At 46.5% G+C, this 20,825-nt stretch carries 22 protein-coding genes; 15 read left to right on the top strand and 7 right to left on the bottom strand.

Annotated elements, in window-relative coordinates; translation table 11 throughout:
• Nucleotides 1–52 precede the first annotated feature (52 nt).
• The 3 genes from yjbM to FFM80_RS08130 are packed head-to-tail and all read left to right on the top strand — an operon-like array spanning nucleotide 53 to nucleotide 2,402.
• Nucleotides 53–718 carry a GTP diphosphokinase gene (gene yjbM, locus FFM80_RS08120; RefSeq protein ID WP_307722455.1) on the top strand — a complete coding sequence of 222 codons (666 nt, stop codon included), beginning with the start codon at nucleotides 53–55 and terminating at the stop codon, nucleotides 716–718.
• Nucleotides 718–1,524: an NAD kinase gene (locus tag FFM80_RS08125; RefSeq protein ID WP_137634874.1), complete on the top strand. Its 807-nt coding sequence runs from the start codon at nucleotides 718–720 to the stop codon at nucleotides 1,522–1,524. The genes yjbM and FFM80_RS08125 overlap by 1 nt, the downstream gene beginning before the upstream one ends.
• Nucleotides 1,521–2,402, top strand: coding sequence for an RluA family pseudouridine synthase (locus tag FFM80_RS08130; RefSeq protein WP_137640327.1), 882 nt, complete (start codon nucleotides 1,521–1,523; stop codon nucleotides 2,400–2,402). The genes FFM80_RS08125 and FFM80_RS08130 overlap by 4 nt, the downstream gene beginning before the upstream one ends.
• Nucleotides 2,403–2,478: 76 nt before the next feature.
• On the opposite strand, the gene FFM80_RS08135 is transcribed toward FFM80_RS08130, so the two are convergent.
• Together FFM80_RS08135 and FFM80_RS08140 are read right to left on the bottom strand one after the other, a co-directional pair.
• Nucleotides 2,479–3,117 (bottom strand): copper homeostasis protein CutC, encoded by a 639-nt coding sequence (locus FFM80_RS08135; RefSeq protein ID WP_137640328.1) that lies wholly within the window; start codon nucleotides 3,115–3,117, stop codon nucleotides 2,479–2,481.
• Nucleotides 3,118–3,132: 15 nt separating this feature from the next.
• Nucleotides 3,133–4,161 (bottom strand): lactonase family protein, encoded by a 1,029-nt coding sequence (locus tag FFM80_RS08140; protein WP_137640329.1) that lies wholly within the window; start codon nucleotides 4,159–4,161, stop codon nucleotides 3,133–3,135.
• Nucleotides 4,162–4,325: 164 nt separating this feature from the next.
• On the opposite strand from FFM80_RS08140, the gene FFM80_RS08145 reads away from it, so the two are divergent.
• From FFM80_RS08145 to FFM80_RS08155, 3 genes are read left to right on the top strand one after another with little or no spacing between them, the layout of a single operon-like run.
• On the top strand, nucleotides 4,326–4,685 hold the full coding sequence (locus tag FFM80_RS08145; RefSeq protein ID WP_137640330.1) for a PTS glucitol/sorbitol transporter subunit IIA: 360 nt from the start codon (nucleotides 4,326–4,328) through the stop codon (nucleotides 4,683–4,685).
• 26 nt (nucleotides 4,686–4,711) lie between these two features.
• Nucleotides 4,712–5,854, top strand: a complete 1,143-nt coding sequence (locus FFM80_RS08150) for an AI-2E family transporter (protein ID WP_137640331.1) — start codon at nucleotides 4,712–4,714, stop codon at nucleotides 5,852–5,854.
• Nucleotides 5,847–6,212, top strand: coding sequence for a DUF6483 family protein (locus FFM80_RS08155; protein ID WP_137640332.1), 366 nt, complete (start codon nucleotides 5,847–5,849; stop codon nucleotides 6,210–6,212). Before FFM80_RS08150 ends, FFM80_RS08155 begins: the two co-directional genes overlap by 8 nt.
• 63 nt (nucleotides 6,213–6,275) lie before the next feature.
• On the opposite strand, the gene rpsN is transcribed toward FFM80_RS08155, so the two are convergent.
• Nucleotides 6,276–6,545 (bottom strand): 30S ribosomal protein S14, encoded by a 270-nt coding sequence (rpsN, locus tag FFM80_RS08160; RefSeq protein ID WP_137640333.1) that lies wholly within the window; start codon nucleotides 6,543–6,545, stop codon nucleotides 6,276–6,278.
• Nucleotides 6,546–6,757: 212 nt separating this feature from the next.
• On the opposite strand from rpsN, the gene FFM80_RS08165 reads away from it, so the two are divergent.
• Nucleotides 6,758–7,615, top strand: a complete 858-nt coding sequence (locus FFM80_RS08165) for a methyltransferase domain-containing protein (protein WP_137640334.1) — start codon at nucleotides 6,758–6,760, stop codon at nucleotides 7,613–7,615.
• A gap of 249 nt (nucleotides 7,616–7,864) precedes the next feature.
• Here the strand turns inward: FFM80_RS08165 and brnQ are convergent, their stop codons facing one another.
• Both brnQ and FFM80_RS08175 read right to left on the bottom strand, forming a co-directional pair.
• On the bottom strand, nucleotides 7,865–9,199 hold the full coding sequence (brnQ, locus tag FFM80_RS08170; protein ID WP_137640335.1) for a branched-chain amino acid transport system II carrier protein: 1,335 nt from the start codon (nucleotides 9,197–9,199) through the stop codon (nucleotides 7,865–7,867).
• Nucleotides 9,200–9,284: 85 nt separating this feature from the next.
• A complete protein-coding gene (locus FFM80_RS08175) occupies nucleotides 9,285–9,932 on the bottom strand; it encodes an NAD(P)-dependent oxidoreductase (RefSeq protein WP_137640336.1) in 648 nt (215 codons plus the stop codon).
• Nucleotides 9,933–10,256: 324 nt separating this feature from the next.
• Between FFM80_RS08175 and FFM80_RS08180 the strand changes: the two genes are divergently transcribed.
• Together FFM80_RS08180 and FFM80_RS08185 are read left to right on the top strand one after the other, a co-directional pair.
• Nucleotides 10,257–10,769, top strand: coding sequence for a tRNA (cytidine(34)-2'-O)-methyltransferase (locus FFM80_RS08180; protein WP_137640337.1), 513 nt, complete (start codon nucleotides 10,257–10,259; stop codon nucleotides 10,767–10,769).
• A 303-nt stretch (nucleotides 10,770–11,072) separates the two neighbouring features.
• Nucleotides 11,073–13,409 (top strand): DNA translocase FtsK, encoded by a 2,337-nt coding sequence (locus FFM80_RS08185; RefSeq protein ID WP_137640338.1) that lies wholly within the window; start codon nucleotides 11,073–11,075, stop codon nucleotides 13,407–13,409.
• A gap of 68 nt (nucleotides 13,410–13,477) precedes the next feature.
• Here the strand turns inward: FFM80_RS08185 and FFM80_RS08190 are convergent, their stop codons facing one another.
• Nucleotides 13,478–13,600: a DUF4044 domain-containing protein gene (locus tag FFM80_RS08190; protein WP_137634797.1), complete on the bottom strand. Its 123-nt coding sequence runs from the start codon at nucleotides 13,598–13,600 to the stop codon at nucleotides 13,478–13,480.
• Nucleotides 13,601–13,676: 76 nt separating this feature from the next.
• Nucleotides 13,677–14,633 (bottom strand): magnesium transporter CorA family protein, encoded by a 957-nt coding sequence (locus tag FFM80_RS08195; RefSeq protein WP_137640339.1) that lies wholly within the window; start codon nucleotides 14,631–14,633, stop codon nucleotides 13,677–13,679.
• A gap of 286 nt (nucleotides 14,634–14,919) precedes the next feature.
• Between FFM80_RS08195 and FFM80_RS08200 the strand changes: the two genes are divergently transcribed.
• The 6 genes from FFM80_RS08200 to mraY all read left to right on the top strand — a co-directional run bounded on the left by FFM80_RS08200 (nucleotide 14,920) and on the right by mraY (nucleotide 20,420).
• Nucleotides 14,920–15,294 carry a DUF3397 domain-containing protein gene (locus tag FFM80_RS08200; RefSeq protein WP_137640340.1) on the top strand — a complete coding sequence of 125 codons (375 nt, stop codon included), beginning with the start codon at nucleotides 14,920–14,922 and terminating at the stop codon, nucleotides 15,292–15,294.
• Between the two features lie 171 nt (nucleotides 15,295–15,465).
• The gene (mraZ, locus tag FFM80_RS08205) at nucleotides 15,466–15,891 is read left to right on the top strand and encodes a division/cell wall cluster transcriptional repressor MraZ (RefSeq protein WP_137634876.1); all 426 of its coding nucleotides are present in this window, start codon (nucleotides 15,466–15,468) and stop codon (nucleotides 15,889–15,891) included.
• A gap of 32 nt (nucleotides 15,892–15,923) precedes the next feature.
• The gene (gene rsmH / locus FFM80_RS08210; protein ID WP_137640341.1) at nucleotides 15,924–16,883 is read left to right on the top strand and encodes a 16S rRNA (cytosine(1402)-N(4))-methyltransferase RsmH; all 960 of its coding nucleotides are present in this window, start codon (nucleotides 15,924–15,926) and stop codon (nucleotides 16,881–16,883) included.
• Between the two features lie 20 nt (nucleotides 16,884–16,903).
• Complete coding sequence (ftsL, locus tag FFM80_RS08215; protein WP_137634801.1) at nucleotides 16,904–17,287, top strand: cell division protein FtsL; 384 nt, start codon at nucleotides 16,904–16,906, stop codon at nucleotides 17,285–17,287.
• Entirely contained in the window at nucleotides 17,284–19,425 is a 2,142-nt protein-coding gene (locus tag FFM80_RS08220; protein WP_137640342.1) for a penicillin-binding transpeptidase domain-containing protein, read from the top strand. Before ftsL ends, FFM80_RS08220 begins: the two co-directional genes overlap by 4 nt.
• Nucleotides 19,426–19,454: 29 nt before the next feature.
• Nucleotides 19,455–20,420 carry a phospho-N-acetylmuramoyl-pentapeptide-transferase gene (gene mraY, locus FFM80_RS08225; protein ID WP_137634803.1) on the top strand — a complete coding sequence of 322 codons (966 nt, stop codon included), beginning with the start codon at nucleotides 19,455–19,457 and terminating at the stop codon, nucleotides 20,418–20,420.
• Nucleotides 20,421–20,825 lie beyond the last annotated feature (405 nt).

The following is a 20,825-nucleotide window of genomic DNA, read 5'->3' on the forward strand; positions in this document are numbered from 1 at the left end:
TCTGGGAAAATATGGTAAAATTTTAAAGGTATGGATTTGAAACGGAGGTGCCCTGATGGAAGACTGGAACCATTTTTTATTACCTTATCAACAAGCTGTTGATGAATTAAAAGTTAAACTGCGGGGAATGCGGAAACAGTTTCGCGATTTGAACCAGCATGAACCGATTGAGTTTGTAACGGGGCGCGTGAAACCGGTCGATAGCATTAAAGAAAAGATGCTCCGGCGTAAAGTTCAAGCTGATCGTTTAGAACAAGATATGCAAGATATTGCTGGGCTGCGGATTATGTGTCAATTCGTCGAAGATATTTATCAAGTGGTCGACCTATTGCGGAAACGAACTGATATGACGATTCTAGAAGAACGGGACTATATCAGCAATGAAAAGCCATCTGGCTATCGGTCGTATCATATTGTGATTGAATATCCGGTCCAGATGGTTGGCGGAGAAAAGAAGATCTTAGCAGAGATTCAAGTCCGGACGCTAGCAATGAATTTTTGGGCTACGATTGAACATTCATTAAATTATAAATATCAAGGGGACTTTCCAGAAAACCTCAGTCAACGGTTACAACGGGCGGCCGAAGCGGCTTTTAGTTTAGATAAAGAAATGTCTGAGATTCGTGAAGAAATCCAAGAAGCGCAGAGCTTGTTTTCTTACGGTAAAGGTGCTCAAACCGATGATGATAGCGCAACGAAAGAAGACCAAGACTCATGATGAAAGTAACGATTTATGCGAATTCTAATCCTAAATCAAAGAAAGTCGCCACTGAACTACATACAAAGTTAACCGCGGCTGGTTTTGAAATTGATGACTATGCACCAGACCTCGTCTTATCAGTCGGGGGCGATGGGACGTTGTTATCAGCGTTCCACCATTACAGTGATATGGTGGATCAAGTCCGCTTTGTCGGCGTGCATACGGGTCACTTAGGGTTTTATACCGATTGGCGCGATTATGAGATTGATCAGCTGATTGCGGGCTTGAAGGATGATAACGGACAAAGTGTGACTTATCCGCTGTTATCAGTTGAAATTACGTACGCAGATACCGGTGAGACGGATCACTACTTGGCGTTAAATGAATCGACGTTAAAGAAACTCGGCAGTACGATGGTCGCTGATGTGTATATTCAAGATGAGTTATTCGAACGTTTCCGTGGCGATGGGCTATGTGTCTCAACGCCCACGGGATCAACGGCTTACAATAAATCCGTTGGTGGTGCCGTGATTCATCCACGCTTGGACGCGTTACAAATGGCAGAAATTGCGTCGATTAATAACCGGGTGTTCCGAACGTTGGGGTCACCGGTAATTGTCGCGCCTTACGAAACCATTACGATTAAGCCGCAGCAGCAGTCACATTTTATCTTTACAGCTGATCAGATGGACACCCAGCCACGACCGATTCAACAAATTCGTTATTCGATCGCTAATCGGCGGATCGCCTTTGCGCAGCATCGGCACAACCGGTTCTGGCAACGAGTTGAGACCTCCTTCATTGGTCTGGAAGAGGACCAATGAGATTCACGTGGCGAAACACCGCAACAGTACCGATGAAAGTCAAGACGTTGTTGTCACAACACGGCGTGACCCGCAGTTTATTAAAAAAAGTGAAGTACCATGGTGGCGCCATCTTGGTCAATGATCAGCCCGTCTTAGCAATCCATGTTCTGACTGGCGGGGAAAAGGTGACGATGGTGACGCCGATCGAAATCGGTAATGACTTTTTGGGCGGCTCCGATTTACCATTGACTATTTTATACGAAGATCGTGATTATTTGATTGCAAATAAGCCGGCTGGCGTGGCTTCGGTACCGGCTCATCATTTGCCAGAAAACACCTTGGCTAATCGCGTCAAAGGGTATTATCAAGCGCAGGCTTATGAGAATCAGGTCGTTCACATTACGACTCGGCTGGATCGGGATACGAGTGGCATTGTATTATTTGCCAAGCACCACTTTGCTCATTCAATTATCGATGCCCAGCTCAAAACGCATGCGATGCGCAAGATGTATCTAGCAGTCGTCAGTGGCGTCTTACCAGCCGATCATGGTTGGTTGGATCAGCCAATTGGTCGCGCGCCCGGTTCATTTATCAAACGGACGATTACCCCAGATGGTCGACCATCCCTAACAGAATATTGGGTGGTTCGCCGGCTGGCCGATCGAACAGTGGTTAAAGTGCGGTTGCATACCGGCCGGACGCATCAGATTCGAGTGCACTTTGCGGCGGCGGGCTATCCGTTGATTGGGGATACCTTATATGGGGGGCCACGGAATCCTTGGATTAATCGTCAGGCCTTGCACTGCATGCAATTAAGTTTTTATGATCCATTTTTGCAACGGGATTTAACAACTTTTGCGCCATTACCACAAGATATTGTTGATTTAATGCGTTAAAACAACTGAAAAAGGCGCTGAAAACACGCGGATTAAACGTGTTTTCAGCGCCCTTTTTGACTCATGCGGTCAAAATTTAATAAGCGATAATTTTGGTGCCGTGGGCTTGAGGAACGTTCAGTGCTGTGGTAATTCGGGCCACGTTGTCTGCGGTAATGCCGCCACCAGGTAAGATTTGAATGCGACCAGCTGCCAATTTGATAGTTGCCTGTAGTTGTGGCAAGCAATCTGCAATTGGGGTGGTTAACGGACCGCCATGGGTTAAGATGCGTTCCACATCGTGGGCAACTAACCAGTCCATTGCATCCGCTGGTTGATCAGGAGCTAAGGCATCAAAAGCCATATGGAAAGTCACACTCATACCGCCAGCGGCACCAACGAGCAGGGCCATGGCTTCAGTATCCAGTTGGCCGTCCTTGGTTAAGGCTCCCAAGGCCACGCCGTCAACTCCTAATGCTTGGGCTTGTAATAAGTCAGCTTCCATAATTTTTAATTCGGTGTCGTTATAAACGAAGTTACCGCCACGTGGGCGAATCATGGTAATTAGTGTCACGCCATGTTCTTGGGTATACTTGGCGGCTTCTGCCATGACCCCACGGCTAACGGTCGTACCGCCAACGGCCAAGTTATCATTTAACTCGATTCGTTGGGCCCCCGCAGCGATAGCGGCGGGGATATTCGTATAGTTTTCTAATGCGACTTCTTTTAAGACCATTTAATTCGTCATCCTTTACTTTGAGAATAAGACGCAAACGCCTTCTGGGACGGTAACATCTTTTTGAAGTAGCGTCAATTGACCAGTTTTAAGGTCGCGCGCGTATAGCGTGGCGTTATCGGTGTTCTGGTTAACCGCAACGACGAACGCTTCCGTCGGGTCTAACGCGAAGTCCCGTGGAAAGTCACCTTCAGTGCTGATTTGTTGAATTAAGGTCAACTTGAAGTCGGCTTGGACTTGGAAGACGGCCAATGAGTTGTAACCGCGATTAGAAACGTAAAGGAACCGGCCGTCATGGCTCAACCGGATCGCGGCTGCCCCGTTATGAGCAGTGTAATCAGCTGGAATGGTCGTGACCACGGCTAATTGTTTGAAGTAACCAGTGGCTGGGTCATAAGCCAAGGTGGCCACGTTGCTGGATAATTCGCCAACTAAAAAGGCGTGGCGACCATCCGGTGCAAAGACCAGGTGCCGAGGACCAAAGCCAGGCGTCAGCTTCAACGTTGACTGGGCACTGAGCTTACCGGCAGCACTAACGTTGTAGACGTAAACGGTGTCACTGCCTAAATCGATGGCGACTAACCGGTTATCTGGGGTTAAGTCTGTATAGTGGATATGCGACCCATCTTGTTCTGGCCGGGGGCCGTTGCCGGTATGCTTAATTTGATCAACTAGCGTGAGTTCACCATTAGTGGCGATGTGCATCACACTGGCAGTGCCCTTGTGATAATTGGCGCTGTAGACTAATTGGCGTGCTTCGTCGACGGCGACGTAAGCGGGTGGGGTCCCGGGCGCAATGACTTCATTCAACCGAGTAGCGGTTTGGTCGGTTAATTGCCAAGCGGCTACTCCACCTTCATCATCACTGGCTTTGACCACGCTATAAAGGCGATTCTTAGCGGATAAGGCAAGATAAGTTGGGTTAGCGGTTTTGGCGACCAACCCGGTCATGGTTAAGGCTTTTTCAGTCGTATCTAAAGTCCCGGCATAGATGCCTTGACTTGTTTTTTTAGTATAAGTTCCAAATAAGAGCGGTTCTTGCATAAGACGCTCAACCTCCTTGAGTGACAGATGACTGATGTTTGAATCAGTCCCGAGGTTAATTATAGCATAAACCGTCTAACTGAAAACGGTCCCAAAGTGGCGAAAGGCCGGGGCGCTATGCTACAATTAAGCCAACTTAAATTAAAGAATGGAGTTCTGTAAACATGGCAGTTAGTGCAACCGTACAATCTATTGGGGACCAAGCAATTTCTGAGCACGAACCCATTTTAATTTTTTTCGATGAAACGGCGACCGCAGCGATTCAAAATATTGCGGTGATCCAAAAGTTTGATGGTAAGTCTGAACCAGTGACCATTACGGTGGGGAGTAGCATTAAGATTGATGACCAAGCCTATACCGTGGCATATGCGGGTGAACTAGTCAATGCTAACCTGAATTCGATTGGACATGCCACCTTATACTTTACTGCCGTGCCGAAAAAGCCGATGCAAAATGGTATTTATTTGGCGCCAGCGACCATGCCGCAACTTAAAGTTGGCAGCGTGATCACGTATCAAGCATAGGTTGTTAGTAACCGGGGGTGCATTTTTTGAAGACGAAACCAACCGTAGCTCGCTGGACGGGGCAACAAACGATTCGCATTTTGATTATTATTTTATTGGTGTTAGCCAACGCCTTTTTAGGTAAGCAAGTGACCTGGCTGCTAACACCAGTGCAACAATTTTTTAGTATTGTGGGCTTGCCAATTATTCTAGCCGGGGTGTTATATTACTTGATGAATCCGCTAGTTGATTGGTTGGAAAGACGGTTCCATATTCGACGGACCTGGACGATTATTGGGTTATTTGTGCTGATCCTGGGCTTGATTGTTTGGGGTATTGTCGCCTTGATTCCGATTATTCGCACACAAACTTTAGGCATTATCAATGACTGGCCGACTTATTGGCACAATGCCAGTAATGAGCTTAATCATTGGTTGAATGATCCAAAGTTATCGGTCTTTCGTGATCAATTGGATCAATGGAATACCGATGCGAGCAAGTTATTGAGCGGTAAGGTGACCAAGTACTTAACCGGAACGGTTTCTTCCATTACGAGTGTGGTCAGCACGGTCACGACCGTGGTGATTGGCTTGATTACGATGCCGTTTATTCTGTTTTACTTATTAAAAGACGGCCATCAGTTGCCGAAATATCTGGCTAAGTTTATTCCTACCAAAGGCCGGACCAGCTTTTTGCAAGTCTTGACCGAGATTAATTCGCAAGTTAGTAACTATATTCGGGGACAATTGACGGTCGCGTTTTTTGTCGCAGTGATGTTTGCCATTGGGTATGGGATTATCGGCTTGAAGTTTGCGTTGACTTTAGGGATTGCAGCCGGTATTTTGAATCTAATTCCATATCTGGGGTCGTTTCTAGCAATGGTGCCGTCAGTGGTGATTGCGCTAGTGATTTCACCTTGGATGTTGATCAAAGTGTTAATTGTCTTTGTGATCGAACAGACCATTGAAGGTCGGGTCATTTCACCGTTAGTGTTAGGCAGTAGTCTAGCCATTCACCCGGTAACGATTTTGATCGTATTGTTGGTCAGCGGTAAGATTTTTGGACTGATGGGTGTGATTTTCGGGATACCGGGGTATGCCATCTTGAAAGTCTTAGTGACCCATTTATTTGCTTGGTATCAAGCCCAATCTGGTTTGTATGAAGAAGAGGGAGCAGTTGACGATGGCTGAAGAAAGTGACTTTATTCTACGGCAGATTCATTCTTTAGCGGAAGGCTTTGGTTATCTGTTGGCGCACGCCAAGGATAGCACCAACACGGAAATTGTCTTTCCGGGGACGGTCGGGCCAACGTTGCCCCATCAAGCGGAATTGCGCCAGCTGATTCACGATCAGCATTATCAGCAGGCAGCCACGCGGTTATTAAAGTTGCGGTATGCAATGACTGAAGACCAGTTCTTTCAGCTAGCCTTATGGGTTTACCAAACGCTTAATCATTATGATGAGGCTACTTTGCAAGCTGGACATTATTCTAAGGCTAGTATTGTAGCTGGGTTAAAACAATTGGAACAATTTAAAAATGAACGTTAAATAAAATGAGCAGGGCCAGCAAAAATGCAGGCACTGCTCATTTTTAGTTGAATTTAAATTGATTTACCAACTAGCTTTGCGCACCCCGGGAATTTGACCGGCATGGGCTAAGCGGCGGAAATTTAATCGTGACATTCCGAATTTCCGTAGGTAGGCGTGTGGCCGGCCATCTAAATGGTCGCGCCGATGAATCCGAACGGGTGAGGCATTGCGTGGTAAGGTTGCTAGCCCGGCGTAATCACCGGCAGCTTTTAGTTCTGCGCGGTGGGCGGCATACTTGGCAACCGTTGCTTCGATCCGTTTTTCTTTCGCGATTTTTGACTTTTTAGCCATAATTTTTTGCTCCTTTGCAACTGTTTGGGTTTGCAATTCACCCACAAAAAATTTATCGCAACTTTCAATGTTTTTTAGAACGTTATTTAAGATAGCATAGTAAAATCAACATTGCGACTATTTAGTTTCAACCGGTGTCCGTAACATCAGCCTAATGATGTGGTTACATATGGTATGATGGGACTAAGATAAATTTGGAAAGTGTGAAAATAGTGAAGAAAATAGATCAAGGCAGCCAGTTTGTGCAACAACATTTAAACTTGTTTCGCTGCTTAGTTTGTGACGCACCGTACAGTGCTGTCGAAGACCATACCCTCAAGTGTCCCAACGGGCATGAGTTAGATTTTTCTAAAAAAGGGACCTTGTATTTTTTGACGCACCAAGTTCAAAGTGAATATGACGCGGCGATGTTAGCAGCCCGGCGGCGGATTTTGCAAGCCGGCTTTTTCAAACCGATTGTGGCGGCGATTAATGCGCAATTGAGTGCCAAGCCCCAGCGAATCTTAGATATTGGGAGCGGCGAAGGCACGCCGTTAGCGGATTTATTAGACCTGCATGCTAATGCTAAAGATGTCGGGATTGGTTTTGATATTAGTAAAGCTGGGGTTAACTTAGCGACCCAATTAACCACGCCAGCTTATTATTGTGTGGCTGATTTGGCACAGTTGCCGTTTACGGATGCCGCATTCACGGCGATTATGGATGTCTTTTCCCCATCCGCTTATCGTGAGTTTGAACGTGTCTTGGTGCCAGGGGGGCAGCTGTTAAAAGTGGTGCCCAATAGCGACTATCTCATTGAATTGCGGCATTTATTGTTTAAGCCGACTGATCGTCAGTACCACTACGATAACCAGCGAGTGATTGACTTATTTAAGCAGCATTATCCGACGGCAAAACAACAGGTTATCCATTATGAATTCGATCTCAGTTCAGTCGACTTCAATGATTTAATGGTGATGACACCGCTACATTGGGGCGCCGATGCGGCTAGTTTGGCGCAAGCGGTCCAAACTGGTCTACCTAAAATTACGGTGGCTGTCAGCTTGTTAACCATGACTAAGGAAAAGTAAGTCAAGGGTGCTTGCATGATTGGTAAGCCGGTGTTAAGATTGCCATTGAGAAATCGTTTGGTAGCTAACATCGATCAACATCGTTGGTGACTACCGAGTTGAACTTCATTAACGTAGCGTTTCGCCGTGCCCACACCGAAATACTGCGTTTTTTTGCGGCTTAAAAAAGGTCTCAAGGCGCCTGGCTGATGTCAGGTGACCCTTGAGACCTTTAATTTTGATGAAAATGGCTGTTAAAGCGTGAAAAAGTTAATGATGGGTGACATGTTGGCCAAGCAGTCCTATCAGCAGGCCAATTAGAGCCGGGACGGTCCAGCCAAGCCCCAACTCAGCCAAGGGCAGGGCGGCGTTTAACTGCTGACAAACGTGTAACCAGCCAGTTTGTTGCCATCCAGCTGGTAAGGCGTTTAAACCAGCTAAAATGGCTGGAATCATCGTCCAAGCCGTTGTCATGGCATAGAGCCAACGAGAAGTGCCTAGCCATGGTGATAAGCAAGCAAGGCCAATTAAAACGATGGCGAGTGGATATAATAACATTAAGATGGGCGTTGAATACGTAATTAATTGGGTGAGACCAATATTAGCAAGTATGGCCGGAATCGCACAGGCGAAAACAATCAGCCAACGATAACTGAAGGTCGGGACCATTGCTTGTAAGGTATCACCAAAAGCCGAAGTGAGACCGACCGCCGTCTTTAAACAAGCGATAATGACGATTAGCGCGAGTAGGATGTTACCAAAGGACCCAAAATAGGCATTGGCAATCTGGGCCAAAGTAATGCCACCGTTCGCGGCCGGCGCAAACCGACCAAGACTCATGGTTCCCATTAGTGCGAGGACACTGTATAAGACGCCCATTAAAACGACGCAAATAATCCCAGCTTTAATGGTATCTTTCGCAATTTGACCGGGTTCGCTTACACCTAGCGCTTTAATGGCATCAATGACCACAATACCGAAAGCCAACGAAGCTAGCGCATCCATCGTGTTGTAACCCTCTGTAAAGCCTGCCAGTAGCGGTTGACTTTGATAGGCCCCGCGTGCCGCTACTTGGAAATTACCTAATGGTTTGATTAAGGCGACTAGCATCAGGCTACCGAGTAGGATCAAAAATAACGGCGTCAGCCATTTGCCAATGTAAGTCATAATCTTACCCGGATTACGCGCCAGTAACCAGGTCAGCCCGAAGAAGGCAACTGAAAAAGCAAATAACGCTAAGGACTGTTGCGAGCGGTTCAAAAATGGGACTAAGCCAATTTGAAAAGCCGTGGTAGCTAATCGTGGCATTGCAAAGAATGGGCCCAAGGTCAGGTACAGCACAAACGTAAACAAATAGGCGTAAGGTCGGCTGACTTTAGTGGCCAATTCGAATACGCCGGCACTGCGCGTTAAGCCGATCCCCATCACGCCTAATAATGGCAGGCCAATCCCGGTAATCAGTAACCCAATAATCGCGGTACCAACATGCGCACCGGCCTGTTGACCTAAGTAGATTGGAAAGATGAGGTTACCAGCACCAAAGAATAGCCCAAAAAGCATGGCGCCAATAAAGCCTGTTTCACGCCCGGTTAAGCGGGTCTTCATAAAAAATCCCCCTCAGTGAACTGTGTTATGCCAGTTAGCATAGCATGTTTTACTGAGGGGGTAATTAAAATTAGCTGAAAAATGGTTACTGATTAGCAACCGTGAAACGGGTCTGATGGTGCGCTGGTTGAGTGACTTCGTTTAGAACGGCGACGGCCATTGTCCCAGTATTGGTGGCGGAGATGCCTTGGTCATTGACATACAAGTCATCAGTGCCAAGGTGAACTGGGACAGCGGGACCGGCGTGAAAGTCAGCAGCTGGTGAGATGCCGACCCAGTTGACGTTATCAACCGTCCGTAAGAAGGTCAATTCCTTGAGTTGACTTTGGGGAATGGATACAAACGCGGTGTTAGCCGGATCAGCCGCGATATCGTTGACGAAGAGGTGTTGGTCGGCACCCGTCTTCAAACTACCAGCGCCTAAGATGAAGACTAAGCGTGGGGCTGTCGTATCACGTAGCATGGCGACTAACTTGGTAGCTAGGTCAACGTGCAAATAAGCTTTAGCCGGTGGGGTCGCCATTGCATCGACGACAACGTCAACCGCCGTTAAGTCGGCGCGAGTTAAGGTAAAGGCGTCTTTAGCGACGGTGGTTAGGTGAGCATTTGGTGTTAACGTGGCCAACTTTTCTGCTGAACGGCCAATTGCCGTGACCGTGTGACCTTGAGCTAATGCTTGGGTGGTGATGGCGGAACCGGCCATCCCGGTTGCCCCGATAATCATGATTTTCAAAATAAAGTCCTCCTCTAATCTAAGATACAGCGATCAGTATAAAGTAAGTTTGTTCAAGATACGAATAATTAGCTTGGGGTTAATAGAGATTGCTGCCTGCTAGTTGGGGCCGAAACTGCTAGGGATTATTTTGAAGTCGACGCTACCACTGAGCAGTTTAGAAACTAAGCTATTGATGCAGTGGTAGTCACCGCGTCTGGACCAACCATTCAGCCAACTAGTACCAAACGTGAATAATTAGCTTTCTGTTGGGAAGGACTAGGCTAGATTGGTTGAGTCATGGTATGATATTCAATAATATTACGATTAAAAGGAAGACTTATTTTGACAAATCATATTGCTTTATTTGAACCATTAATGCCCGCTAACACGGGGAACATTGCGCGGACCTGTGCCGGAACCGATACTGCTTTACATCTGATTGAACCTTTAGGCTTTAAAGTGGATGACAAGCATTTGAAGCGAGCCGGCTTAGATTATTGGGATAGTGTGGACATTACGTATCACGCGGATTTACAGGACTTTTTAGCTAGTGTTCCAGACTTAGACAACTTGTACTTAGTGTCTAAATTTGCTGAACATGACTATAGCGATGTCGATTATAGCGACACTAGTAAGGATCACTATTTCTTATTCGGTAAGGAAACGACGGGGTTACCGGAACCATTTATGCGGCGTTATCCAGAAAAAGCGATTCGGATTCCGCAAGATGATTCTCATATTCGTGCCTTGAATTTATCTAATTCAGCGGCCATTGTGATCTATGAAGCTTTGCGCCAACAAAACTTCTTGAGTTTGGAACGGTCGCATCATTATGAAAACGACAAACTAAAATAGGCAGACGACGCGCGGCTGAGCAGAGTCCGCGCGTTTTTTGGCGTTGTGAAAAAGTTAGGATTCCGAACGTAGGTTTGGTACAATGGATATAATTGTGTTTGGGTGAGGATGTCGTGGTGGCCAATAAGGTTAGGACAGCTGGTGCTAGTCAAAATTGTCGCCGGTCGGTTGGTTCCTAAAACGCTGAAACGCCATGGGGCCAGCCAAAGTGGGGATTTAATCCAACTAGCACCAAGCAGATCATTAACACGACTCAAGTCCAGACAAACTTGTGATTACTTATATAGAAAGGACGATTATAACGTGGCGCAAAAGCGACGAACAACTAAAAAGAAGCGGACGACCGGAACTAAACGGACGACGAAAGCGGCTGCGCAACATCAAATGACTGGTAACGTGGTGGGCTTGATTGGGGTCTTGATCACCATTTTTGCGTTATTTAATTTGGGGCTCATCGGGACCTTCTTTGCGGAGTGTTTCCGCCTGATTGCTGGCGATGCTTATCAACTCTTAGCTATTTTAACGTTGGGGGTGCTGGGCTTCATGATGATTTTTGGCCGGTTACCACGACTGGGCTGGCGTCGCTGGTTTGGTGGCAATTTAATCTTCTTTAGTTATTTACTGTTATTAGAGATTCCGATGTTTAACCGTTTGAATCGTCATACTGAATTTTGGGCGATTACTTGGAATTTAATTAAGAATGACTTTGCCAAAGGCGGTGTTTCGATTCACCTTGGTGGGGGCCTGGTCGGGGCAGCCGGCTATAGTGTGACTTATCCGCTGGTTGCGAACTTAGGGACCATTTTAGTTGCCATTATTTTAATTATTACCGGGATTTTTATTGTCTTTAAGTTACCTTTTCACCAGACGGTCTTAGCTATTCGTAACTGGTTGATGGTGGCCGGCGCTCATGTAAAGGATGCTTATCAGACCGTGGCCCACTATGTGCGGGTCCAATATGCGCGTTATCGGGTTCATCAACAAGCGACTGCTAATCAGTCGGCCGAACCAGCACAATCGGCCACCCCGGCCCCGGTAGCTAAAGCACAACCAGCACCACAATCAGCGGCCCCGGCAGCCCCCGTTTCAGCAGCGCCAGTATCAGCGGCGCCTAAAATCGTGGTAGCTAGTGAACAAGAAGCGCCAGTCAAAGCTGAGACACCCTTAACGGGGACGCCACCGGTTGATACCTCAGATTATCGCTTACCCGCGTCTGACCTGTTAACGAAGATTCCAAAGACAGATCAAAGCGCCGAATATGCGACGATTGAGGCTAATTCCGCCAAGCTAAAGACGACCTTAGATAGCTTTGGTGTCAAGGTCGACGTGAAGAATGTCAGCTTGGGGCCATCGGTAACAAAGTATGAATTGCATCCGGCAGTTGGGGTTAAAGTCAGCAAAGTCGTTAATTTGGCCGATGACTTAGCGTTAGCATTAGCGGCCAAGGATTTGCGGATTGAAGCGCCGATTCCCGGTAAGTCTTTAATTGGGATTGAGGTGCCGAATAAGCAAATTTCGACGGTTTCTTTCCGGGATATCGTTGAAGCTCAGCCGGCGCATCCGAAGAAACCGTTACAAGTGCCATTGGGTCGGGATGTTTCTGGGAATTTAGTCATGGCTGACCTAGCGAAGATGCCGCATTTACTGATTGCCGGTTCGACTGGGAGTGGGAAGTCGGTCGCGATTAACGTGATGATTACCGGTCTGTTAATGAATACGAAACCGGATCAAGTGAAGTTCATGTTGATTGATCCTAAAAAGGTGGAACTTGGCGTCTATAATGGTGTGCCGCATTTATTGACTCCCGTCGTGACTGAACCGAAAAAGGCGGCGCGGGCGTTGCATAAGGTCGTGGCAGAAATGGAACGGCGTTATGAGCTTTTTGCGGATTCTAAGCAACGCAATATGCAAGGTTACAATGACTATATTCAGGAACAAAATCAAGCCGATGGTCAAAATCGGCCGACCTTACCATATATCGTCGTGATTGTTGATGAATTAGCTGATTTGATGATGGTGACTTCGAGTGAAGTGGAAGATGCCATTATTCGGTTAGGCCAAATGGCGCGGGCCGCTGGGATTCATATGATTCTGGCAACACAACGGCCATCCGTAGACGTCATTACGGGGCTGATTAAGGCCAACGTCCCGTCACGAATGGCGTTTGCCGTTTCTAGCGGGACGGATTCACGCACGATTATTGATAGTAACGGGGCTGAAAAACTATTGGGTCGCGGGGACATGCTCTATCAACCAATGGGGATGAACAAACCATTGCGGGTTCAAGGGGCGTATATCTCAGACCATGATGTCGAAGAAGTCGTGAACTTTATTAAGGATCAACAGACTGCTGAATATGATGATAGTATGCTGGTTAAAGATGATGAAGCCAATGAAGATGGCGATGATCCGCGTGACGGTGAGGATGAATATTATGCCGATGCCGTTGAATTAGTAACGGAACAGCAGTCGGCGAGTGTGTCGATGCTACAACGCCGTTTTCGGATTGGCTATAACCGCGCCGCTCGGATTGTCGATGAGATGGAAGAACGTGGCGTTGTCGGTCCGTCCGAAGGGAGTAAACCGCGGAAAGTTTACCGGCAAGCGAGTGCTGATGATGCTGAACCAACATCGGAATAAGGAAATCAATATAAAACGGTAGGCCAGCATTGTTTGTTGACCTACCGTTTTTGTCTTCAGTAACCTTTTTAAAATTCAAGTAAACCTAAGCCGGATAACGCTTGTAAGACTAACGCGCCGACGGTTGAAATGATCATTAACCAAATAACGACCATCGTGATAATTTGAAAAGTCGATTTCTTCTTCTTCATAAGTTTAGTATGCACCACACTTTTTTAGTAATTCTTTCATAGTTTAACGTGGAATTCGTTTTTTTTCAATCGTCAATTAGAAATAGTCATGATTTCGTAAGTATTCCAGACTAAGTACACATAAAATGATCGTACCGAGCATGATCCAACTAAATGCATGGACGAGGCCCGCGCCTGGTAGGTGGACATTCATCCCATAAATACCGCCGACAATCGTGGGAATCGTTAAAATGATAGTTAATGACGTCAAAACTTTCATGACATCGTTTAAATTATTTGAAATGACGGCACTCACCATTTGGCTGTATTGTTGCAAGATCTGGTTAGTTGTTTTAGTCATGTCGGCAGCTTGCTGGGTTTCAATTAAAATGTCGGTGATGAGTTGCTGATGGCCGGCAGCATTAAAATGGGTCGCCGAAGCGGCCACGGCTTTTAAAATTGGCGCGTTTTGCATGAGGGCGGCGTTGAAGCGAATCAAGGATTTTTGATAAGCCATGATGCGAAAGATTTCTTCGTTGCGCGTGGCCCGCGTCAGGTGCCGTTCCAAGATGTTGGTTTTGGCATTGATGTTGGCCAGCGCCTGTACGTAGGCGTGGGCAATGTACCACATGATGGCTAAGACAAAGTTTTCATGGTCGACGAGACTTAAACGTGATGAATCTGGATCCATGACAAAATCTTGAATGAAGCTCGCCGGGTAGTTGCTGACGGTGAGGACGACGTTTTGTGTCAGAATCAAAGCAAATGGGTAGACTTGATATTCCAAATAGCCCAGGTCGCTAGTGGTTAGTTTAGGGAATTGCATGATGATCAAGCCTGGTTGTGTTTGCTGAGGTTGATCCAGCTGTTCGGTCCGTGAGATTTCAGCGTCATCTAAAACGGCAGTTAAATAGTCACGGGGGAAATTAAATTCCTGAACTAACTGATTGATTTCAACCGTTGTCGGGCGTTCAACGTTAATCCAATAACGGGTCGCTTGCGCGTGACCGGTTGTTAGTAAGCCATCGGAGCCGATGGAAAAAGTCTGTCGCATAGCACTACCTCCGTTAAATAAAGTGATACGCTTGGTGTTAGTCGAATTTGCTGTCTACCGGTTGGTTCCTAAAACACTGGCACGCCATGAGCCATTTTGAAGACCACGCTGGCTTTCCAAACGTGGCTACCACGTTCCAGCCGATGCGGGGCCAACTAAAGCGACCATTTAAACTAACTAGCACCGAGCATAAAGTGATTACGTTCATTATAGGACGGGTGACTGACGTTGAAAAGTCGTCCCAGAATCCCTATAATAAGACCGATACTGATAGGAGGGCGCGGAAATGCATGACCTGTTTACAAATTGGCTTGGGCAATTAGGGTTGCTAGTGATTGTGGCCATCGTCTTTTGGGGGCTTAAACGAGTCTTTAAACGTCGTTGGCCGAAAACGCTCTTATTAATCGATTTTTGGCCACCATTATTAATTATCTTTACTCACTATTTAACTTTGCAAGCAACGGAAAGTTCGATTGTGCCGTATGAGATGTTATCGTTAATGATCATGGGTATTGGATTGACGTTATTAGAAGTTTTACAACGGGGCGAAATCCTTTACGGGCGCTTCTTTCGGCTCTATTGGCGGGCAAACGATTTAGTGACAATTTTGGTTTATGTGATTGCGTTTGGCTGCTTTGTGCTCGCCAAAGTTGGCCTTTAAATATAAATAAGTCCCACTAGTCCCCACCTAATGAAACGTCGTTAGGTGGGGATTTTTTATAATATTTATTAACAATTGCGAAAAGTAACAAATCGGTGTGGTAGGAAGTGGGGGGGTGTGGTAGACTTAATTATGTTTAATGAAAGGGGTTGATTGACTTTGGCAGCGACGATGTTCTTCGGTGAATTTGAACACGCTTTGGATGCTAAAGGTCGGTTAATCATCCCCGCTAAATTTCGGGAGCTATTGGGACCAAGTTTTGTGATCACGCGTGGGATGGACGGCTGTATTTTTGGCTATCCCCAAGCACGCTGGGCCACTTTACAGGCGCAATTAGATGATTTACCGCTGACGAAGAAGGATGCGCGGGCGTTTGTTCGCTTCTTCTACGCGGCGGCGGCCGAATGTGAATTAGACAAGCAGGGCCGGATCATGGTCCCTGCACCATTGCGCCAGTACGCAAAATTAGAGAAAAAATGTGTGATTGTCGGTGTTTCCGACCGGTTTGAAATCTGGAGTGCCGAAAAGTGGCAGACTTATGAGACAGAAACGGCCGCTAATTTCGATGACTTAGCTGAGAATTTGATTGATTTTTAAAAAAAGAGAACGATAAGAGAGGAGGCCAACTTGTGGCAACATTTGAACATACCACTGTTTTATTACATGAAGCCATTGCGGCACTCGCCATTAAACCCGCTGGGATTTATGTCGATTGTACGTTAGGCGGCGGGGGACATTCCCGTGAAATCTTAAAGCAATTAGGGCCAACCGGGCATCTATTCAGTTTTGATCAAGATCAAACTGCGATTGACTATAATCAAGATAATTTAGCCGATTACTTAGCTAGCGGTCAGGTGACCTTTATTAAAAGCAACTTCGCTAACTTACGCACTGAGCTGACCGCCCGTGGGATTGACCAAGTCGATGGGATTGTATATGACCTAGGCGTTTCATCGCCGCAGTTTGATAACGCGGCCCGGGGGTTTTCTTATCAGCATGATGCCCCGTTAGACATGCGGATGGACCAAAGTGCTGATTTGACGGCGCAAACAGTCGTCAACACTTGGCCTTATGCCGATTTAGTTCGGATCTTTTATCGCTATGGAGAAGAAAAGTTCTCCAAGCAAGTGGCCCGTGCGATTGAACGGCATCGTGAAGTTGCCCCGATTGAGACGACTGGCCAATTAGTTGACATTATTAAAGAAGCGATTCCGGCACGGGCACGACGGACGGGGGGACATCCGGCCAAACGGGTCTTTCAAGCGATTCGGATTGCGGTTAATAATGAATTAGGGGTCTTAGAAACGTCTTTGGAACAAGCCGTTGACTTGATTAATGTTCATGGTCGGGTCAGCGTGATTACTTTCCAATCATTGGAAGATCGCTTAGTGAAGACGATTTTTAAGGAACATAGTGATTTACCAGAATTACCACCGGGTTTACCAGTGATTCCAGCAGAAATGCAACCAGATTATCGGTTAGTTAGTCGTAAACCGATTGTGCCGAGCGCGGAAGAAATTGCTGCTAACCGGCGCGCGCGCAGTGCAAGATTACGTGTGATTGAACGTTTAAACGAAAAACATAATTAGCTTTAAAGGAGTGAATGACAATGGCCCAAAATGGATTGGCGCGGGAGCTTCCTCGTGAAACCCCCGGTGTTTCGACAACCCCGGTACATAGAACCGTCGTAACGCCGAACCCCGCTGTTCAGACGCAACGGGTTCCGTTTTCAAAGTTTGAAAAGGTGTTATGTGTCGGTTTCAGTTTAATTATTTTTAGTTTAGCTTTGGCGTTAGTTTCAGCGAACATTGCGGTCGGGGATGCGCAAAGCCAGTTGAAAGCGGTACAAACGAAAATCACGAAAGTTCAGGCCAGCAACACTTCAGCCTCACAACAAATCAGTGAACTTTCTAGCCGGACACGGCTCAACAAAGTGGCTAAAAAGTACGGGTTGACGCTCAACAACGGTAGCATAAGGAATGTTTACAAATGAATAAGAACAAACAACGAATGACTTCGAAACGGTCACCAAAACAAAATCGTCGCATCTTTGGCCAATGGCTATTCTTTGGTGCGATTGCGATTTTTGGTGTTTTGATCATTCGTTTTTCGTATATCGCCATCGGGCACCAGGTTGCGGGGGTCAACCTGACAGAGGCAACGAAAAAACTATATACCGAAGATCAAACGATCGCAGCCAAACGCGGGACCATCTATAGTGCTAACGGTGAGGCTATCGCCGAAGACACGAGTACCTATACGATTTATGCGATTGTGGCTAAGAATCAAAAAGGCGCTGATGGTCAGGTCGAATACGTTAAGTATCCGACTAAAGTGGCTAAAGTCTTAGCTAAGTATTTACCGATTAGCTATAAGAAGGCGTTGAAGACCTTACATGCTAAGTCGGGAACGTTCCAAGTTGAATTCGGAACTGCCGGGAAGAATATTTCGTTAACGACCAAGGAGAAGATTCAGGCCACAAAGGTGAGTGGTTTACACTTTATCGAATCGGAAGCACGGCTATATCCGAATGGCATGTTTGCCTCACATCTAATTGGACTAACGACCTCTAAAGCCATTAAAGGGACCGAACAGACCCGGTTAACGGGATCAATGGGGCTCGAATTGGCTTTAAATACTAAATTAGCTGGTAAGGATGGTCACAAGACGGTGACGGCGAGTGGCTATCAAGGCAAAACCACTGGTGGCACCAAAGTTAAGAATGGTGACAATGTCTATACAACGATTGATAGTAAACTGCAAACCTTGCTTGAAACTAAAATGTCAACGGTCAATGGGCTCGTGCATCCTAAAGCGATGACGGCGACATTGATTAATGCGAAGACGGGGGCGGTCCTGGCAACTAGTCAGCGACCAACCTTTAATGCTCAGACGCAATCCGGGTTATCGAAGATGTGGCGGAATTTGCTGGTTGAGGATACTTATGAACCTGGGTCGACGATGAAGGTCTTTACGATGGGGGCCGCGATTGATAGCGGCAACTACAACCCGAATATTACGGTACCGACCGGCGAATACCGGATTGGCGGTAAAGTAGTGCCTGATTGGAATACGGCTGGTTGGGGAAATATCACCTATGCTAAAGGGTTCGCCTTGTCAAGTAACGTGGTAATGGCCCATCTGGAACAAGCGATGGGGGCTAAAACTTGGTTGAAATACATCAAGCGCTTTGGCTTACGAACCAGTACGAATACGGGCTTAGCGAATGAACAATCCGGTTCGATTCAGTTCACCTATCCCATCGAACAGGCTGATACCTCGTTTGGTCAAGGGATTCAGGTGACCCCAATGCAGATGCTACGTGGCTTCACGGCTATTGCGAATAATGGTAAGATGTTACAGCCATACTTTGTGTCGAAAGTGGTGAACCCAAATACGAAGAAGACGGTTTATCAAGCCAAGTCGAAGGTTGTGGGTCAGCCGGTGACGGCCAAGACAGCTAGTGCTGTTTTGACACACATGCAAGACGTGGTCTATAAATCTTACGGGCTGGGCGCAGCCTATAAAATTAAAGGCTATCGGATCGCAGCTAAGACTGGGACGGCGCAAGTTAGTAATGGGTCGACCTATGCGGTGGGTAATGATTCGTATCTTTATTCAGTTGTCGGGATGGCGCCCGCTAAACATCCAAAGTACATCATGTATATTACGATGAAGCAGCCAACTTTAGGCGCAACTTCGGCTTCTGATAACATGGCAGAGATTTTTAAGCCGGTTATGCAGCGGGCGTTAGATGAACAAAAGGCCAGTGAGACTAAGACGAAGTCGGTCAAGATGCAAGATTTAACTGGCCAGTCGACAAAGACGGCTAAAGACACGGCGAAGAAGATTGGCGTCACACCAATTATTGTGGGTAAAGGTTCACGGATCGTTAAACAATCCGTGTCGGTCGGGACTGTCTTAAGCAATAAGCAGCGGGTGATTTTGGTTACTAACGGGCAGATGTATATGCCGAACGTCGTCGGTTGGTCAGCTAGTGAAGTGGCTGATTTTGCCTCGTTGACCGGTTTGAAGTTGGCCACGAGCGGGACCGGTTATGTTGACATGCAAAGTATCACGGCTGGTAATCCGATCGACGCTAAGCAAGGATTAAGTGTAAAATTAAAGTAAATGACTAAGTTGTAGAATGGAGAATTGTGTTGAGTTTAATTGAATGGGTCGCTACGCTCATTAGTAGCTTTATTATTGTGTTTGCCTTGATGCCGTCATTGATTCGGTATTTCCGGGCACGTAAAGAGGGCCAAATGATCCGTGAAGAGGGTCCCAAATGGCATGAAAAGAAATCCGGAACCCCAACAATGGGCGGCTTGCTCTTCATCGTGTCGATCCTAGTCACGACGATTTGGGTGGGCTGGTGGCAAGGTCAATTACGGCCAACCACTTGGATCTTAATGTTTATTCTCGTCTTATATGGAGCGCTTGGCTTCTGGGATGACAGTATCAAGCTGTGGCGGAAACAAAATGAAGGTTTAAAAGCTTGGCAGAAGTTATTAGGCCAAATCGTGGGAGCAATTGTCTTCACCTTGGTCTACCAACATGAAAACTTGCCAATGGGCTTGCATATCCCAGGTTTGGGAGATTGGTCATTAGGTATCTGGTACATTATCTTTGTTATTATCTGGCTAGTCGGTTTCTCCAACGCGGTCAACCTAACCGATGGCCTCGATGGGTTAGTCGCCGGTCAAGCGACGATTGCCTTTGGCGCTTACGGGATCATTGCGTTGCATCAGCACCAACTAGATGTCGCGATGTTCTGTTTAGCAGTAGTTGGGTCACTCTTAGGCTTCTTCGTTTACAACCACAAGCCAGCCAAAATCTTTATGGGTGATATGGGCTCGTTGGCTTTAGGGGGCGCTTTAGCCGCTGTTTCTATCTTGTTACATCACGAATTATCACTACTCTTTATTGGCTTGATTTTTGTGATTGAAACTGCCTCAGTCATGTTACAAGTCGCTTCATTCAAGCTAACCGGGAAGCGGATTTTCTTAATGAGCCCAATTCATCATCATTTTGAAATGAAAGGCTGGAGCGAATGGAAGATTGACATCGTTTTCTGGTCAATCGGATTAGTGACGGCCATTATTAGTGTTGCCACGATTATCTAGTGACACGATAACGATTGACGTTAATAATTGCTACACTTAGTGCTAGTTGGTTTAAATCGCCACTCTGGTTGGGCCAGAATCGGCTGGAACGTGGTGGCCACTTTTTCGAGCCATAGTGCGGTCTCGAAAGCCGGGCTTTATCTAAGTCGGAAAATCACCGACTAAGATAAATGACATCACTGAGCCAATTCTGGCCCGCCCGGCGTTAACTAACAGGTATTAAAAAATTAACGATTGATTATTTTCGTTTTAGTCATTTAGTCGAGCCACTGGTTCCTAAAATGCTTAGTCGTGTCGTTGGCGGGCCAGCATTTTAGAAACCAACCGGCAGACAGCACTTTCAACTAGCACCAAACGTAATTGTCGTATTAAATAAGTGGCTAAATAAGTAAAATTATAGGTAAA

This window comes from Lactiplantibacillus dongliensis, from assembly GCF_005405105.1.
GTDB classification, from domain to species: Bacteria; Bacillota; Bacilli; order Lactobacillales; family Lactobacillaceae; genus Lactiplantibacillus; species Lactiplantibacillus dongliensis.

Coding starts and splice junctions, on each gene's coding strand:
- FFM80_RS08125 (WP_137634874.1), top strand. CDS start 718: ATGAAAGTAACGATTTATGCGAATTCTAATCCTAAATCAAAGAAAGTC.
- FFM80_RS08130 (WP_137640327.1), top strand. CDS start 1,521: ATGAGATTCACGTGGCGAAACACCGCAACAGTACCGATGAAAGTCAAG.
- FFM80_RS08135 (WP_137640328.1), bottom strand. CDS start 3,117: ATGGTCTTAAAAGAAGTCGCATTAGAAAACTATACGAATATCCCCGCC.
- FFM80_RS08140 (WP_137640329.1), bottom strand. CDS start 4,161: ATGCAAGAACCGCTCTTATTTGGAACTTATACTAAAAAAACAAGTCAA.
- FFM80_RS08145 (WP_137640330.1), top strand. CDS start 4,326: ATGGCAGTTAGTGCAACCGTACAATCTATTGGGGACCAAGCAATTTCT.
- FFM80_RS08155 (WP_137640332.1), top strand. CDS start 5,847: ATGGCTGAAGAAAGTGACTTTATTCTACGGCAGATTCATTCTTTAGCG.
- rpsN (WP_137640333.1), bottom strand. CDS start 6,545: ATGGCTAAAAAGTCAAAAATCGCGAAAGAAAAACGGATCGAAGCAACG.
- brnQ (WP_137640335.1), bottom strand. CDS start 9,199: ATGAAGACCCGCTTAACCGGGCGTGAAACAGGCTTTATTGGCGCCATG.
- FFM80_RS08190 (WP_137634797.1), bottom strand. CDS start 13,600: ATGAAGAAGAAGAAATCGACTTTTCAAATTATCACGATGGTCGTTATT.
- FFM80_RS08195 (WP_137640339.1), bottom strand. CDS start 14,633: ATGCGACAGACTTTTTCCATCGGCTCCGATGGCTTACTAACAACCGGT.
- FFM80_RS08200 (WP_137640340.1), top strand. CDS start 14,920: ATGCATGACCTGTTTACAAATTGGCTTGGGCAATTAGGGTTGCTAGTG.
- mraZ (WP_137634876.1), top strand. CDS start 15,466: ATGTTCTTCGGTGAATTTGAACACGCTTTGGATGCTAAAGGTCGGTTA.
- ftsL (WP_137634801.1), top strand. CDS start 16,904: ATGGCCCAAAATGGATTGGCGCGGGAGCTTCCTCGTGAAACCCCCGGT.
- FFM80_RS08220 (WP_137640342.1), top strand. CDS start 17,284: ATGAATAAGAACAAACAACGAATGACTTCGAAACGGTCACCAAAACAA.